General features: G+C 55.3%; 13 protein-coding genes and 1 tRNA gene. 5 read left to right on the top strand and 9 right to left on the bottom strand.

The features are described 5' to 3' along the window. Positions 1–199: 199 nt before the first annotated feature. The 3 genes from Mal52_RS11285 to guaA all read right to left on the bottom strand — a co-directional run bounded on the left by Mal52_RS11285 (position 200) and on the right by guaA (position 2,745). A tRNA-Met gene (locus tag Mal52_RS11285) sits at positions 200–273 on the bottom strand. 225 nt (positions 274–498) lie between these two features. After that, positions 499–1,092, bottom strand: coding sequence for a hypothetical protein (locus Mal52_RS11280; RefSeq protein ID WP_145376180.1), 594 nt, complete (start codon positions 1,090–1,092; stop codon positions 499–501). A gap of 105 nt (positions 1,093–1,197) precedes the next feature. Next, on the bottom strand, positions 1,198–2,745 hold the full coding sequence (gene guaA / locus Mal52_RS11275) for a glutamine-hydrolyzing GMP synthase (RefSeq protein ID WP_197534947.1): 1,548 nt from the start codon (positions 2,743–2,745) through the stop codon (positions 1,198–1,200). Positions 2,746–3,157: 412 nt separating this feature from the next. Between guaA and Mal52_RS11270 the strand changes: the two genes are divergently transcribed. The 4 genes from Mal52_RS11270 (at position 3,158) to Mal52_RS11255 (ending at position 7,616) form a co-directional block, all read left to right on the top strand. Then, complete coding sequence (locus Mal52_RS11270; RefSeq protein WP_145376178.1) at positions 3,158–4,351, top strand: Re/Si-specific NAD(P)(+) transhydrogenase subunit alpha; 1,194 nt, start codon at positions 3,158–3,160, stop codon at positions 4,349–4,351. A 14-nt stretch (positions 4,352–4,365) separates the two neighbouring features. Then, on the top strand, positions 4,366–4,647 hold the full coding sequence (locus Mal52_RS11265) for an NAD(P) transhydrogenase subunit alpha part 2 (RefSeq protein ID WP_145376177.1): 282 nt from the start codon (positions 4,366–4,368) through the stop codon (positions 4,645–4,647). Between the two features lie 4 nt (positions 4,648–4,651). Continuing rightward, positions 4,652–6,049 (top strand): NAD(P)(+) transhydrogenase (Re/Si-specific) subunit beta, encoded by a 1,398-nt coding sequence (locus Mal52_RS11260; RefSeq protein ID WP_197534834.1) that lies wholly within the window; start codon positions 4,652–4,654, stop codon positions 6,047–6,049. Between the two features lie 244 nt (positions 6,050–6,293). Continuing rightward, positions 6,294–7,616 carry an MFS transporter gene (locus Mal52_RS11255; RefSeq protein WP_197534833.1) on the top strand — a complete coding sequence of 441 codons (1,323 nt, stop codon included), beginning with the start codon at positions 6,294–6,296 and terminating at the stop codon, positions 7,614–7,616. 109 nt (positions 7,617–7,725) lie between these two features. On the opposite strand, the gene Mal52_RS11250 is transcribed toward Mal52_RS11255, so the two are convergent. Both Mal52_RS11250 and Mal52_RS11245 read right to left on the bottom strand, forming a co-directional pair. Continuing rightward, a complete protein-coding gene (locus Mal52_RS11250) occupies positions 7,726–8,169 on the bottom strand; it encodes a hypothetical protein (RefSeq protein WP_145376175.1) in 444 nt (147 codons plus the stop codon). Between the two features lie 184 nt (positions 8,170–8,353). Beyond that, on the bottom strand, positions 8,354–8,644 hold the full coding sequence (locus tag Mal52_RS11245) for a hypothetical protein (protein WP_145376174.1): 291 nt from the start codon (positions 8,642–8,644) through the stop codon (positions 8,354–8,356). A gap of 654 nt (positions 8,645–9,298) precedes the next feature. Here Mal52_RS11245 and Mal52_RS11240 point away from each other — a divergent pair. Continuing rightward, positions 9,299–10,345 (top strand): fatty acid desaturase family protein, encoded by a 1,047-nt coding sequence (locus Mal52_RS11240; protein ID WP_145376173.1) that lies wholly within the window; start codon positions 9,299–9,301, stop codon positions 10,343–10,345. 37 nt (positions 10,346–10,382) lie between these two features. Here the strand turns inward: Mal52_RS11240 and gcvT are convergent, their stop codons facing one another. The 4 genes from gcvT to mmuM all read right to left on the bottom strand — a co-directional run bounded on the left by gcvT (position 10,383) and on the right by mmuM (position 14,134). Continuing rightward, complete coding sequence (gcvT, locus tag Mal52_RS11235; RefSeq protein WP_145376172.1) at positions 10,383–11,465, bottom strand: glycine cleavage system aminomethyltransferase GcvT; 1,083 nt, start codon at positions 11,463–11,465, stop codon at positions 10,383–10,385. Positions 11,466–11,601: 136 nt separating this feature from the next. Then, positions 11,602–12,609 (bottom strand): DNA polymerase III subunit delta, encoded by a 1,008-nt coding sequence (gene holA, locus Mal52_RS11230; RefSeq protein WP_145376171.1) that lies wholly within the window; start codon positions 12,607–12,609, stop codon positions 11,602–11,604. Positions 12,610–12,627: 18 nt separating this feature from the next. After that, on the bottom strand, positions 12,628–13,038 hold the full coding sequence (locus tag Mal52_RS11225) for a DUF1761 domain-containing protein (protein ID WP_145376170.1): 411 nt from the start codon (positions 13,036–13,038) through the stop codon (positions 12,628–12,630). Positions 13,039–13,186: 148 nt separating this feature from the next. Continuing rightward, positions 13,187–14,134 (bottom strand): homocysteine S-methyltransferase, encoded by a 948-nt coding sequence (gene mmuM, locus Mal52_RS11220; protein WP_145376169.1) that lies wholly within the window; start codon positions 14,132–14,134, stop codon positions 13,187–13,189. Between the last annotated feature and the right edge of the window lie 101 nt (positions 14,135–14,235).

The raw sequence follows: 14,235 nt of genomic DNA, 5'->3' as shown, positions 1-14,235 counted from the left end.
GACAGCCTCCGCCGCATCAAAGTTCGCAAACTTGCTGCGCACAACAGCGGACATTCAATTCCAAGAGCAAACTCAACCCCCCAACACAGCTGTTTGTATCCCCCACCCCCGCACCCAGCGCACAAAAAAACGCCCCAGTGGCAATAATTGCCAACTGAGGCGCAATGACCGAACAGTTGAATTGGACAGTGCAAAAAAATAGCGGTGGAGGGACTCGAACCCCCGACACGCGGATTATGATTCCGCTGCTCTAACCAACTGAGCTACACCGCCAAAATTAGATTTTCCCGACCAAATCGCGGGTGCACTGGGGCACCGTCTGGTCGGAAGAGTGTGGATATTATCGACTTGAGACGGACGCTTCAACACTACGGGACCAATTCTTAATCCCTAGAATTCCAGGCTCAGCCTTTAGCGGTCAACCATCTCCTTTTATCCGAAAAACCGGTTGTCCGTAGGTCCCATGCTGAGACACAACAGTCGGGCAACGGGTTCCCGTCAATTTTTCCGCAGGCCGGTCGAAGAAAGATCACTGCGAAAATCGGTTTCGGCGATCTCCGCGAACAAATCTGCAAATGCTGTCGGTAGCTCGATATCGCTGAGCGTGGCGAATTTGTCGCCGACGATGCGGCCCGCGACCAGAAATTGACAGCCCTGGTCGCGGATCGTCGACAGAGCGTTGTGCATCTGGGTTGTGCTCGCCTCATAAAACCGAGGATCGATAATTCGCACAGCTGTGTCGATGCCGACGACGAACGTGGTTTCGGGCAGCAAGGATGCTTTTTGCACAAACGTGGGGGCTGCCGTAATTGCTAGGACAGCCTTTTCGAACTGCCGGCTGCGGGCGAGTATCTCTTCCTGGGGTAGAGACGATTTCTCCACGTTGTGAATGGATATCTCGTAACCGACGGCGTCTCTCAACAATTGCTGCGACACGTTCCGCAATTCGCGATGACCGTCATGCAGCGGATTGAACGCCCCGCACAACAAACCAGCGGGCCGCTCGTGGATGTCCACCACAAATTGATCATCGGTCGACGACCAAACGACCTCGCGCGTTCCGGAGAGTAATTCGTCTAACAAATATTCCATGGCAGATTACAAAATTGCCGCTGCTATTTTCAGGCGGCGCTGCTTACGACGGCGAAGCCGTCGGTTTGGGACTGGTCACCGGCCACTCGCCACCGGCCACTCTGACTATTCCCACTCGATGGTACTAGGGGGCTTCGAACTAATATCGTAGGTCACGCGATTGACGCCACGGACGTTGTTGATGATTCGCGTTGAGATGCGGCCCAAGACTTCGTACGGCACGTGGAACCAGTCAGCCGTCATGAAGTCGTCGGTGGCGACCGCCCGGACGGCGATCACGTCGTCGTAGGTGCGGTCGTCTCCCATGACTCCCACGCTTTGTACCGGCAACAGCACGGCAAAGGCTTGTCGAATTTCGCGATAGAGACCCGCTTTGGTGAGTTCGTCGATCACAATCGCGTCGGCTTCGCGCAATGTTTCCAACCGCTCCTTGCGGACTTCCCCCAAACAGCGAACTGCCAAACCGGGACCGGGGAACGGGTGCCGCCAGACCATCTCTTCGGGCAGCCCGAGTTCCAAGCCCATCGTACGTACTTCGTCTTTGAACAGATCCCGCAGCGGTTCGATCAATTCAAAACCCAATTCCGCCGGTAAGCCACCGACATTGTGGTGTGCCTTAATCGTGGCTGCCGGACCGTCGGGATCGGCACCGCTTTCGATCACATCGGGATACAACGTCCCTTGGGCGAGGAATTTCGCATCGGGGATGCTTTCCGCTTCTTTGCGAAACACGTCGATGAACAACTTGCCGATGATTTTGCGTTTTCGTTGCGGATCGGTGACGCCGGCCAATTCCTTGAGAAACAGTTCCTCCGCACGAACCACATGCAAGTCGGTTTTGAAATGGTCTTGAAAACAGGTCACCACCGACTCTGCTTCCCCCGCCCGCAGAAGACCATTATCGACCAGAATGCAGGAAAGCTGCGAACCGATTGCTTCATATAACAATGCAGCCACAACGGACGAATCGACGCCGCCCGATAATCCGCAAATGACACGGTTGTTCCCCACGCGCTCCCGCAGTAATTCGACTTCCCGTTGGATGAACTCACTCATCCGCCAGCCGCCCGTACAGCCGCAAATCGTGCGGACAAAATTGCCCAACAGCGTGCCGCCATGTTCGGTATGCGTCACCTCAGGATGGAATTGCAGCCCGTAGATTTCGCGAGTGTGGTGTTTGACGGCGGCAAACGGGCAAGTGTCGGTGGTTGCCAGCGCTGTGAAGTGATCACTCAGATCCTGGACTTGATCGCCATGGCTCATCCAGACAATGGATTCTTCAGGGACCCCCGCAAATAGATCTCCTCCCTCGACCACGTGGCAAGCGGTACGTCCAAATTCGCGGTGCAGGCCGGGTGAAACTTCGCTCCCCTGCGATCGACAGGCGAGTTGCATACCGTAGCAAATGCCCAAGATGGGAATCTCGAGGTCAAAAATCGCCGGATCGGGTTGTGGCGAGTTTTCGCCGTAGACGCTCGCTGGACCGCCCGAAAGGATCAATCCGCGCGGATTGAGTTCGCGAATGCGATCGACCGTCAGGTCGTGCCGCACGATTTGGCAAAAAACATGTTGTTCGCGGACGCGACGCGCAATCAATTGTGCCGTCTGCGACCCGAAATCCAGGACCAGAATCACATCCTCGTCCTCGCGCATTGCACCAATCGGTGTGCTTTGCGCTGCTGTACCTTGTCCGTTCATCCTGTGTCCCGCTAAATCCTTGGCAATGCCGGTGAGAGCGAAAAGGGGAAAACCCCACATTTTTGCAGGTGATGAGTCGGAAATCAATTGGTCATGCGCCGAAGAAGGTCCGCCGAGCGGTTTTCACGAACTCAGGCGGTCGTATTGTGCCTTTTGGGCTCTTTTTTCAATGACGGTCCAGGTTTCATTGATGGCCCAGGAACTCTGGGACACTTAGGAGGGGGGAGAGCACAAAAAGCCGCCGCCCGAATGGGGAACGCTCTTTGTGCGCCCAACCGATAAGGTTTCCCTGGCTGCCTCTCGACGTTAGCATACGGCAAATGGATGCCACGACGCTCTGCTGCGATTGAGAGGACACCTTCAGATCATGTTAGCACAAGGTTCAGGTCTAACCGTTGGAGCTGTGCGAGAAAGTTTCCCTGGTGAACAGCGTGTCGCTATTGTGCCTGCGGCGGTCAAGACGTTTGCCAAGTCAGGATTGCAAACCGTTGTCGAAGCGGGTGCCGGTCAGGCGGCCGGATATCCGGATGAGCAATACGCCGCTCAAGATGCATCCGTCGAACAAGATCGCGCCGCCGTGTTTGCCGCGGCTGATGTGCTCCTGCAGGTGCGCGGTGGTGGAGGAAATCCGCAGTTCCTCGATGCAGATTTGGAGCTCCTGCGCCCCGGTCAGGTCCTGATCGGTGCTTACGATCCGCTCTCTGATCCGAAATCGATTGCCCGTTTGGCTGAACGAGGCGTGAGCTGCTTCGCTTTGGAATTCTTGCCGCGCATCACCCGCGCGCAGTCGATGGACATCCTCTCCTCGATGGCGACGATCGCCGGCTACAAAGCTGGGTTGTTGGCTGCGGCGGCGCTGCCCCGGATGTTTCCGATGATGATGACGGCTGCCGGAACGATCACACCGGCGCGCGTGCTGGTCATTGGTGCGGGAGTCGCAGGACTTCAGGCAATCGCCACGACGCGCCGCTTAGGGGCCGTTGTCAGTGGCTACGACCTACGCCCCGCTGTCCGAGAAGAAGTGGAAAGCCTCGGCGCTCAATTCGTCGAATTGCCGTTGGAGTCGGGCGAAGCAGCCGAGTCTGGAGGCTACGCACGCGAGAAAGACGAAGAATTCTATCGTAAACAGCAAGAGCTCATGCACCGCGTCGTTGCGGAAAGTGATGTCGTGATTTCCACGGCAGTGGTTCCCGGCGCCAAAGCTCCGGTACTGATTACTCCCGAAATGGTCGAAGCCATGGCGGCCGGTTCAGTCATCGTGGACCTCGCTGCTGAACGGGGTGGTAACTGCGCTCTGACGAAACCGGGAGAAACAACCACGCATGGAGGAGTCACGATTATTGGCGAAACAAATTTGCCGTCCTTGATTCCGTATCATGCGAGTCAAATGTTTGCCAACAACGTCGCCAGTTTTTTGCAGGCGCTTCTCAATGAGGAGGGCCAATTAGAAATCAATCTCGAAGACGAAGTGATTCGAGAGACACTCGTCTGTCGCGATGGCCAAGTCATCCACCCCCGCATGCGGGAACGACTTGGCCTTGCGCCCCTGGAATCCAAATAGGGAGAGAATCACACATGGAAATACTGGTCATCGGCCTGACGATTTTCGCGTTAGCGTCGTTTGTTGGATTTGAGGTCATCACCAAAATCCCCGCGACATTGCACACCCCGTTGATGTCTGGTTCGAATGCGATTTCGGGAATCATTCTCACCGGAGCGGTGATTGCTGCCGGATCCGAAAAATCGACGACCGCTACGGTGCTCGGATTCATAGCCGTCATCCTGGCCACCGTGAATGTTGTGGGTGGTTTTTTTGTAACGCACCGTATGCTGGCCATGTTCCGGAAAAAGGATTGAGAACGTGTCGAACGAAGCGCTGGATGCTTTTATTAATTTTGCATATTTGATTGCCGCGATCTTTTTTATCGTGGGACTCAAGGGGCTGACACACCCGCGGACTGCGGTGCGGGGAAACTATTTCGGTGGCGTGGGCATGCTGATCGCTGTGGTGGCGACGTTGCTGCATCGCGATATCGTCGACCCGAAACTGATTTTTGCCGGCATTGCCATCGGTGCTGTGATCGGCGGAATTTTAGCCGTAAAGATCGACATGAAGGTCGTCCCGCAATTGGTGGCGACCTTCAACGGCTTCGGCGGAATCGCTTCGGTATTCGTAGCCGGCGCCGAAGCTGTCCGCGACACGGAGTCAGAAGTCGTTGCCACACAAACGTTGGTGGCGTTGGTCGCCTCAGGAATCATTGGCGCGGTGACGTTTTGGGGGTCGCTGGTCGCCATTGGCAAGTTCAGCGAATTGGATTTTCTGGACCGCCTGAAATTCCCCCTGGGGCAATGGCTGAATGCCTTGCTCGCCCTGCTGTTACTCCTTCCCGCCGCTTGGTGTATTAATGGGACGCAACCAGTTTTGGCCTACTGGCTGGTGGTCTTGGTCGCTTCGATCCTGGGCGTCTCGCTGGTAGTGCGGATCGGGGGCGCCGATATGCCGGTTGTCGTGGCGTTGTTGAATTCGCTCTCCGGCTTGGCTGCGGCTGCGACGGGATTTGTGCTGCAGAATAATATCTTGATCATCACCGGGGCCTTGGTCGGTGCGTCGGGTTTGATTTTGACGCAGATTATGTGTCGCGCCATGAATCGCACGCTGGTGAGCGTATTGTTCACCTCATTTGGAACGGAAGGGTCTGCTTCACGAGATGACGCGGGATTGTATGCGACCACCAAATCGACCAGCGCCGACGAAGTGGCGATGATGCTGGATACCGCGCGGCGGGTGGTCATCGTGCCGGGCTATGGCATGGCGGTCGCGCAAGCGCAGCACGCTGTCCGCGACCTCTCCGATCTGCTGGAGTCGCGTGGGATCACCGTCGAATTCGGCATCCACCCCGTTGCCGGACGTATGCCGGGCCACATGAATGTTCTGTTGGCCGAAGCGAATATTCGCTACGACCAAATGCTGGAAATGCAGAAAATCAATCCCACGCTGGCGCAGGTCGACATGGCGATCGTGATCGGAGCCAATGACGTCGTCAATCCATCGGCCCGCACTGATCCCAGCTCGCCCATTGCGGGCATGCCCATCATTGATGTCGACAAGGCCCGCACGGTGGTCGTCATCAAACGTAGCCTCAGCCCCGGATTCGCCGGAATCCCCAACCCGCTGTTTGCCGCTGAAAACACGCTGATGCTCTTTGGAGATGGCCGACAAGCGGTCCAGGATCTCGTTGCGGCGATTGAAGAGGGGTGATATTTGCGTTTTTGCCATTTCTCCCGCTTTTTCGAGCAAAACCGCCACGTCGCGCGGAGCGCGCAGCGAAAAACTTAGCTGATTCCACTTTTCTTGTTCCGTCGTCATGCGTAAGATTGGTCAGGGCTGGTACATAACGGCCCTCACCTTCCTACCGAGCGCCCTGGATCGTTGTGTACGCACAGCTGATTTTCGCTCGAATTCTTGCCTGGAAAGCCTACGGCGCGATGATCGCGCCCGAAAAATGAACACCGATACGACAGCTGAATTACATCCCGACCCTCCCCCTACAATCTACAATCGAACATTCTGGACCTGTTACGTCTCCAATGTGTTGTTGGTGACCGCCAATGCGCTGACGTTCCGATTTGCCGAGTTTGTCGCATTTTTAGGAGGCGATGAAGGTACCGCTGGAACGATTGTCGGTGCCGGCATGTTGGCGGCTGTTATTTGTCGCTTCGGAATCGGGCAAGCCATCGACCATTACGGCACGCGGCTGCTTTGGCGGGCGTCCTCGGTATGCTTGGCGATCAGTAGCTTGTTGTTTTTGGCTCCGGATCAACTGAGTTGGACCATCTATCCCGTGCGAATTTTGTTCGCCGTCAGTATGGCTTGCATGTTTTCCTGCTCGATTGTTTACGTCCAAGGCATCGTGCCCGCTCACCGCCGGACGGAAGTCATTGCCAGCCTGGGAAGCAGCGGGTTCGTGGGCATGATTATTGGCCCCTTGCTGGGAGACCTGGTCTTCACCACCCTGCCCTCCGGTTGGCCGCAGTTCTCCGCTTTGTTTGGGACAGCCGCCGCATTGTCAACTGCGTATTTCTTGATTGTCTACCGCCTCACTCAAAATGATCGCCATAGCCAACCCGCGCAAAGCATCGCTGCACACCGGTTGTTGATTCAATACTGGCCCGGTCAAATCCTACTGATTGCTGTGGTGCTGGGAGCAGCGTTGACGATTCCCACGGTGTTTCTCACACGCTACGCCACGCATTTGGGATTGGCAGGCATCGGCACGTTTTTCTTAGCCTACGCCGGATGCGCATTCACCTGCCGTGTCTTGGCCGCTCGCTGGATGGAACTGATCGGGTTGCGACGCGTGATCTTGATCGGCATGGCCGCTTTGGGCAGCGGACAGTTGCTGTTGTTGCTCGTCAGTAAAGAATGGCATTTTTTGTTGCCAGCCGCCGTTTGCGGTGTGGGACACGCCCTGTTGTTTCCAGTGGTCGTCTCCGTCGGTTCGGGTTGTTTCCCGCTCGCCAATCGCGGCACCGGGACGACGTTGATTTTAGGATTCACCGAAGTGGGCATCTTCATCGCTGCCCCCGTGTTGGGAATGATCATCGACGAGTTTGGCTTCGCGACAATGTTCACAGCAACCGGTATCATGACCTTGGCATTTGGCGCGGTTTACTTCTTGTCGACCGAGCCAGAGGGCGAAGTCGTTGCCGACGAACAGAACGCAGCCGCCCCTTATCCAACCGGAGCCGATCCAATTGCCGCGCCGGCTGCAACTGCAAAAACCCCCTGTGGAGAACCGGCCACCTCAGTTTGCCGGTCCGCTTAAGCCAGCGCACAGCATCTTTCGCAGCGAATCAAGCGGTTTGGCGGCAAGTTTCTTCAGCACCATCTGCTGCCGGCCATCGACATATCGCTACCGTTCTATGCGTAGAACGTTAGTTTGCCGAATCATCCGCCGGTGCATCGCCTTCGGCGGCTGGTTGTTCGCCGACATAAAAAACATCGTCCACGATGCCGTCTTCCCCATGCGAACCGTAGTAGACGTAGATCTCTCGGTTCTGGATCAGCCCCTTGAATTCGTACCGGTCCATCCGCTCGGCCAACAATTTGTTTGGGCCGATTTTGTTATTTTTTTCATGACTGGAATGGCCCGTCACGAGTTTGGCCACCTCTTCGTCTGTCAACGATTCGCCACTCTCTTCGGCAGCCTGAAACGCATCCATGACTGCTTGGTAATTGCTGTTGTAGGTTGACCGGGCCCTAAACTCATAGAACGCCAAGCCGACGAGAATGAGAATCCCGCCCCAAATAATCGCCATTTCAACCGGCGAACGGGAATTGGAACGGCCTGACTTTTTTCTGCTTCGCGAATTGCTCATCGTGCTGCTTCTAGTTGAACGGTGCAAAAAAAGGGTAACAGCGAATCATGCAACAGCTCCGTCGACGCCAGACGTGCAGCTGGGTCATGGGTGCCGCAGGTCATGAACGAACATTCATTTGCCTGCGGAGCGCCGCACCTTCATGCCCGGAGAAACTTTCGCAGTGAACAATAATTCACTGCGGTCATTTGTTTGTCTTAGGTCGAGGATGATGCATTCCCCCTTCAACCTCTTTCACCACTTCAGCCAACATGGCCGGGTCCGCCTGAGCCACAACGTGATCGACGCGGCTTTGGGGAACCCCCAATCGCAACATTGTTTCGCTGGCCTTTTCCCACAAAGTCGCGAGTTTCTTTTTGCCTTCCGCCAGAAAAAGATTCGTGACCAGCTCGCTCAAACGCTGTTGATCGATTTGCTCACGATTGTCGTAAAACCGTTTAATGACTTTTTGCTGATATTTGGAGCGTTCAGGCATGGAATGTTCTTTCAGGTCGCCAATTTTAGAGTCTTCATGATGTTGGCCTCCCCCAACGAAGGAAACCGCAAGAAAATCCCCTCGCGGATTACCATCGCTCGCTGGGGACCGTTTAGGTTATCAATATCGGTTCGAGAATTCGAGAAGTTTGGCCCCAAGCTGCGCGTTTTCTCATCACGCAAATCCAGGCAACTTTCACACGATCCAGCAATCTACGGAAACTCTTCCAATTGTGACGATCACCGATGAATTGGAAATGTGCAAAGCCCCAAGTCGTGCAGACTCGCGGTGAAAGTATCGCAGCGGTCCATTGCTTGAAAATGGCTGCTCAGACGCAGCGATTCGAGGTCCAAAATCAGGCAGCGACATTGGCAATTTTTTTGTTCTGCACTGGGGTTGCGGCCTGTATCACTCGATCTTCATGCATCGGGAGTTTAACATATGAGGAGGGGGGTGAAAGCACTCAGATTCAGCTGAAAGGAAACCACAAGCTGAGCACCCCCGAAATGGCCTGGTCGTGACAGGCTGAAAAAACTCGAGGACGAGAAATGAACGCAGGGAAGCAGATGTAGCCGGTGATTGACCGCGAACCAGAGAGAGATGACGCGGAGTCATTAAATTGGGCAACACTTTGCCGACAGGAGTTCACACCAAGTGTCTACAACGACTGAGTTTACCGCCGATGAATCCAAAGCACTGAGGGACAAAAACTCCATTGTCCATTTGATTTGTCTTCCCGCCGCCGCTGCCGGCATTTGGTGCTTGGCAATTCGGTGGCCAGCCGACAATTGGCTCGTCTATTCATTTTGGACTGTGTTTACTGCCTATTTCTTGTTCTGCTGGACAAGTTGCTTTCACGAAACGGCACACCAGACACTCTGCCAATCCCGCACAGTGAGTATCTGGCTGGGGCGTTTCTTAGGCACAGCGATGTTCACGCCTTACACCATTTATCGCGAAAGTCACATTCGACACCACGCCTATCTGAACAAACCGACCGATTGGGAATTGTGGCCCTATTCTGACCCCAATGCCTCTCTGGCTTTCCGTCGCTGTTTCGTGTGGGTGGATCTCATTGCCGGTATGTTTACCAGCCCCGCAATTTACTGCCGTTTGTTTTTTCACAAAGATTCACCGCTCAAGAATCCAAAAATGAGGCGGACCATCCGCTACGAATTCGCCGGAATCGTCCTGGTTTGGGGAACGATCATCGCCCTGTTAACGTACTACAGCGCTTGGCCTGCCTTTTTCCGGGTCTGGGGAATTCCACACTTTATCGCCGGCATTTTTCAAAGCAGCCGCAAATTGACCGAACACTTGGGAATGTCCAGTTACGACCCCATGTTGGGAACACGGACTGTGCTTGGTTCCACTTGGGTCACAAAATTCTGCACGTTCGCCAACTTCGACATCTTCATTCACGGCCCCCACCATCGTCATCCGCGATTGGCGCACAATGCATTGGGAGACCAAATGGAGAAGTACATCGACGAAAATCCTGATGTCAAATTCCCACGCTACAACACTTACCTGAGCGCAACGTGGGACATGCTACCCGCGATGGTTAAGTCCCCCGGTGTCGGCATGAATGTCGGCGCTGCTCCGCCCCAAATCGCCAAAAACGAGGGGGTGAACGATTTCGTCGCCGATGTGACCACGGATGTCCTGGCCGATGAAGACGCAGAAGTGACTTCCGTCTGATGTCGGTCGCCGTTGTTTGCTAATTGCTCCAGAACGATTAGGAACGCTTGTAAAACGGCAAGGGGACGACGGTCGCCAATGCCCGTTTTCCGCGGATGTCGACTTCCAGCACCGTACCGACGGCTGACTGCTCCTGGTCGATGTAGCCCATGGCGATCGATTTTTGCAGCGTGGGCGAGAACGTACCGGAGGTGACTTCTCCGATGGTTGCGTCCCGTAAAATTAATTCGGCACCTTCGCGGGCAATGCGGCGGCCTTCCAGTTCTAGGCCGACGCGTTTACGACGGTCCTTTTTTTCTTTGGCGACAGCCACAGCCGGTTGGCCGATAAAATCACCCGCATCCAGTTTCACGGCGAATCCCAAACCCGCGGTATAGGGATCGATCTGTTCATTCAGCTCATGCCCATACAACGGCATAGCCGCTTCTAAACGCAATGTATCACGGCACCCCAGTCCCGCGGGAAGCAAACCCCGCTCTTTACCGTCAGCAATTAACTTTTCCCACAATTCCACTGCCTGTTCATTGCTGACAATCACCTCGAACCCATCTTCGCCGGTATAACCAGTGCGGCTGACCAATCCGGGATGCCCCAACACTGACGTTTCGACCGCACTGTAGTAGCCTATTTCGGTAAGATCGACTTCCACGTGTGGAGAGAGAATCTCTTCGGCCAGCGGGCCTTGGATCGCCAGCATGAATTGCTGTAGCGTTGCGTCGTCTACCTCAACGTCAAAGTCTTCGCGAAAGTTTTCGATCCAACTCACTATTTTTTCGCGATTCGAAGCATTGACTACGAGTAGATAGAAATCCGGAAATCGATAGACCAGCACATCGTCAAGAATTCCGCCCGCGTCATTGGTCACCAACGCGTAACGCACCTGACCGACTTCCATGGAAATCACGTCGTTGGTGACGATCGAATCCAGCACCACAGCCGCGTCGGGTCCGCGAAAATAGATGCGCCCCATATGCGCAATGTCGAACAACCCGGCTGCTTGCCGGACGGCGTTATGTTCATCGATAATCGTCGAATACTGCACGGGCATATCCCAGCCCGCAAAGTCGACCATACGGCCTCCGGCAGCAACATGCCAAGCATGACAGGCGGTTTCATTCACAACGCGATTCCATTTCGTTTAAGTTCGTTTAACGTCGGTGCCAAGATAAATCACTGAACAGCGATCGTCAACGCGACGGCGAGGATCGATCCGATCGTTATCCGGGAATGCCCTCTCCCCGCCCTATTCAGTACACTCAGGTGCCCGCGCGGCCACCTAACCGCAACAGCAACAACTCCAGCACCGCCCGATCAGACAAGGAGCTGCTTCCCTTGAGGTCCATATCCGCATCAGCCAACCAACCGTAGATCTGCTCCGCCCGGGGGCGGCCGATTCTCCGCATATAGGAAACGATCTTCCCCACAACAAAGGGTTGCATTCCCGCCGATTTGAGCGCATCGGCCAACGGCATCCCATGCCGGGAAATCTCCGTCGCTTTGGCGATGCGGCGGTAGGTAAAATTGATGCCCCCCAACAATTTCATGGGAGCTTCCCCAGCAGCCAATAGTTTATCCAACAATCCGATCGCCTGTCCGACCTGACCGTCGCGAACGGCGTCCAACATGGCCCAGGTCGTCTCGGCACGCCAGCCTCCAACCAGAATCCGCACCGCTTCGGCGTCAATTTTTTCAGTCTCACCGACATACGTCGACAGTTTGTCCAACTCGGTGTCCAACTGCGCCAAGCTGGTTCCGGCCAGTTCGACCAAGATCTGCGCCGCTGGGCCGTCAATGGTCTTGCCATACTTCTGCCGCGCGTGTGCGGCAATCCACCGCGGGACTTGCGCCGGTTTGAGCGACGCACAATTGATGTCCAATCCGACCTTGGCGACTTTCTTGGCCAGCTTGGTATTCTTGGGCCAGGATTTGAGATCCAAAACCAGCACCGATTTTTTCGCCGGTTTATCAAGATACTTTTCCAAACCCGCGCGATACTTTGAGACGAAATCGTCCGCATTATCGACGATCACCAACCGGCAATCGCTCCACATCGACACCGTGCGCAGTTCGTCCAACACCCGCACCAATTCGGCATCCTTGCCGGTAAAACGGGTGGGGAGTGCATCTTCGTCTTCACGCCCCAAAATCTGATCCGCAACCACCTTGAGCGCCGCCGACTTCAGATATTGCTCCGCTCCATAAATAGCGACAGCGGTTCCGTGATCCTGCTTGGCCGGAGATTTGAGGTATTCAATCGCATCCATAATTATTCTCGCGGCGTATTAACCCCAAACGCCGATGATGCCCCCCATGATGGTCAGCAACACGACGCGATAACCGGCTTGAATCAAAAACAACTCCAGCGAGTTGCCACTGAACAAGTAATCGGAAAACATCGAAGTCGCCACGATGCCGACCCCCAAGATGAATCCTAAGCGAGCCCCTCGAAACAAACTCGGATCGCCCAAGGCGTTGATCAGCATCGCCAAGATAATCGCTGTGAAAAAGGTGCTCACAAACGTCAGGGACATCGCCACCGCCGGGCTGCCCAGTTCATTCTTCGACTTGCCGATCGCCGCTAACCACGAGCGACCAAAGCCGGACGCCGAATACCACCACCCGCCCAACATGAAACTGGCGAGGGTGGCCACCAGCACGGCCAAATAATTCACGTGCGAGATATGGTAATACATCAAGGAATCTCCGCAGGAAATGGTGCGTCTATTCAAGCAAACCTGTGACAATCCCCTTTACATACCCTGCCGGCACACTTCGAGCAAGCATCAGTCGCCGCAAACTTCGGATTTCACCGCACGCGTTGCCTCGGCCGGTAGAATCGCCTCAACGCGGAAACGCCGTTGCCAACGCTCGAATGTGCTCCGGCCCCGTGCGACAACACCCGCCGATAAGACGCGCCCCGGCCGCACGCCAACGCTGGGCCGCTTGCACGAAATCCTCGCAGCTTGCCGTGCCAGTCCAACTGCGGCTGCCCCCATCCCAAGTTTCCCCCGAATTGGGATAAACCACGATCGGCTTTTCGGTCTGCGCACGCAAATTCTCGATCAACGGCTCTACGAATTGCGGAGCCGTACAGTTGATGCCGATCCCGACCACCTGCGGTACCTCATTCAGCAATTGCCCACAGTCCGCAATGCGTTCGCCGTGACAGATGTGCTGTCCATCCCGGCACGAAAAACTCAACCACACCGGTGTCGACGGCACCTCAGCCAGTACCTTCACCAGAGCTTGGGCTTCCAGCAACGATGGAATGGTTTCGCAGGCCAACAGGTCCGCATCACTGACGGCCAATTGGTGAATTCGCTCGCGATGAAAATCGGCAAGTTGTGTCAGGCCCAATCCGTAATCGCCGGTGTACTCCGAGCCATCATGTCGATACGCTCCATACGGACCGATCGAAGCCGCGATTATAGGAGCCGGGCGGTCGGAGCTGCGCAGTGGATCGTCCACCAATAATTGCCGTGCTTCGACCGCCATACGAACCGCGCGATTTAACACCTCTGCCGCTTGCTGCGAATTCAAACCGGCTTCCAAGAGTCCCGGGAACGTCGCTTGATAGGTCGCCGTGATTAAGCAATCGGCGCCGGCCCTTAAGTAATCCAAATGCAATTGCCGGATGGATTGGGGATCGTCCAACAAAATCCGTGCGGACCAAAGCGGCCCGCTGATGTCATACCCTCGCTGCTGTAATTCCGTAGCCAATGCTCCGTCGAGCAGCAACGGTTTGTCAGTGTCTAGCCGATCCATGATTCCCGGGATCGTATTACGCATCGACCGACGCACCCGCGAAAATAGTGCTTGAAAGGAGTACGGCATTCCGGTCCGGACAACCTCACATATTGTCCAAACAACGACTTCCGTTATTATAAACA

Source organism: Symmachiella dynata (assembly GCF_007747995.1).
Taxonomy (GTDB): Bacteria; Planctomycetota; Planctomycetia; order Planctomycetales; family Planctomycetaceae; genus Symmachiella; species Symmachiella dynata.
The sequence above is the reverse complement of the archived record's forward strand: the minus strand, read 5'-3'. Positions and strand labels throughout refer to the sequence as shown.

What these genes read in the sequence shown, in the direction of transcription:
- Mal52_RS11280 (WP_145376180.1), bottom strand. Translation starts at nt 1,092, where the DNA reads ATGGAATATTTGTTAGACGAATTACTCTCCGGAACGCGCGAGGTCGTT.
- guaA (WP_197534947.1), bottom strand. Translation starts at nt 2,745, where the DNA reads ATGCGCGAGGACGAGGATGTGATTCTGGTCCTGGATTTCGGGTCGCAG.
- Mal52_RS11270 (WP_145376178.1), top strand. Translation starts at nt 3,158, where the DNA reads ATGTTAGCACAAGGTTCAGGTCTAACCGTTGGAGCTGTGCGAGAAAGT.
- Mal52_RS11265 (WP_145376177.1), top strand. Translation starts at nt 4,366, where the DNA reads ATGGAAATACTGGTCATCGGCCTGACGATTTTCGCGTTAGCGTCGTTT.
- Mal52_RS11255 (WP_197534833.1), top strand. Translation starts at nt 6,294, where the DNA reads ATGAACACCGATACGACAGCTGAATTACATCCCGACCCTCCCCCTACA.
- Mal52_RS11250 (WP_145376175.1), bottom strand. Translation starts at nt 8,169, where the DNA reads ATGAGCAATTCGCGAAGCAGAAAAAAGTCAGGCCGTTCCAATTCCCGT.
- Mal52_RS11245 (WP_145376174.1), bottom strand. Translation starts at nt 8,644, where the DNA reads ATGCCTGAACGCTCCAAATATCAGCAAAAAGTCATTAAACGGTTTTAC.
- holA (WP_145376171.1), bottom strand. Translation starts at nt 12,609, where the DNA reads ATGGATGCGATTGAATACCTCAAATCTCCGGCCAAGCAGGATCACGGA.
- Mal52_RS11225 (WP_145376170.1), bottom strand. Translation starts at nt 13,038, where the DNA reads ATGTATTACCATATCTCGCACGTGAATTATTTGGCCGTGCTGGTGGCC.
- mmuM (WP_145376169.1), bottom strand. Translation starts at nt 14,134, where the DNA reads ATGCGTAATACGATCCCGGGAATCATGGATCGGCTAGACACTGACAAA.